Genomic DNA, 1,184 nt, shown 5'->3' with positions numbered 1-1,184 from the left:
CCTGCGTTCGACATAATTCGGTTCGGATAGAGGGCGGAATTCGGGGGATGAGCTGGGGAAATGCGTCTGGGCACGCCGGGGAGGCGTGTCTCTAGGCGGTGGCGTTCCTGCAGGTCAGCGGGGTGCGGGTCGGAGCTCGATGATCTGCTTGGGGGCGGGGATGTCGAGCTTGGCGAGCAGGTCTCGCTGTGGCTTGGACAGCGCTGTGGTCTGGCGGAACAGGCCCGAAGGGCCGGTGAAGGTGCCGGCGTGGAGCCGGTCGAGGTGGCGGCGGATAGTGATCCAGGTCTCGCCGGTGGTGGTTTCGATGATCCGGATGAGCAGGAGCGCGAGCCAGCACAGGATGACGTGAGCGCGGATGCGTTCCTCGAGCCGGTGGTAGACCGGGCGCAGGTCGATCACTGACTTCATGTCCCGCCAGCCCCGCTCGACCTCAAGCAATTGCTTGTAGCCAAGGGCGATGTCCTCGGCGCTCATCTTCGGGTCCGAGCAGCGCAGAAGGTACTTGCCGTCCAGGTTCTGTTCGGTCTTGATCTTGGCGTGGTCGACGCGGAGCTTCCCGCCGGGAGTGACGCGCAGGTACCGGTTCAGGCCGGGCTTGGTGGAGATGCGCCCGCGCAGCTCGCCGCGTTTCATGTCGCTGAGTGTGTCGGATTGGTCGATGAGCTCGGTGAGCTGGGCGAGGAGTTGCTCGCGTACCGCCACGTCCCGGTCAGCGGCCTCGGGATTGAAACAGATCACGAACCGTTCGGTGTCGGAGACCTTCACCTCCTTGACCCGCATGTTCTCGGCCACGTCCTGGTAACGACCCTGCCGTGACAGGGCGGCCTTGATCTCCGGGGAGTCGGAGCGCAGCTTCTCCCCGATGATGTACTGATGGTCGCCGCGTCGCAGGTAGCGGCGATTGCGCTCGGAGGAGAACCCCCGGTCGGTCACCCACACGATCTTCGACAGGGTCCAGTCCCGCATGTCGTCCTTCACCTGCCGGATCAGTGTCTGGTCGGAGCTGTTGCCCGGCCACGACCAGACCCTCACCGGTATCCCATCGCGGGTGACGGCCATCCCGATCACGATCTGCGGCAGATCATCCCGGGAGTCCTTGGACTTGCCGTGGGTGCGGAACCCGGCTGGCTTCTGCTCGCCGTCGCCGTCGCCGCTGCCGTCGGTGTCGGTGTCGGTGTCGG

General features: G+C 65.5%; 1 protein-coding gene. It reads right to left on the bottom strand.

Going from position 1 to position 1,184, the window contains the following annotated elements; genetic code table 11:
* Nucleotides 1-114: 114 nt before the first annotated feature.
* Nucleotides 115-1,184, bottom strand: a 1,070-nt coding sequence (locus tag ITP53_RS55395) for an IS1634 family transposase (protein ID WP_195903496.1), incomplete at its 5' end; no start/stop codon positions are given.

The organism is Nonomuraea cypriaca, assembly GCF_015645445.1.
In the GTDB taxonomy this organism is placed as follows: domain Bacteria; phylum Actinomycetota; class Actinomycetes; order Streptosporangiales; family Streptosporangiaceae; genus Nonomuraea; species Nonomuraea cypriaca.
This window is presented reverse-complemented; position numbering and strand designations above follow the sequence as displayed.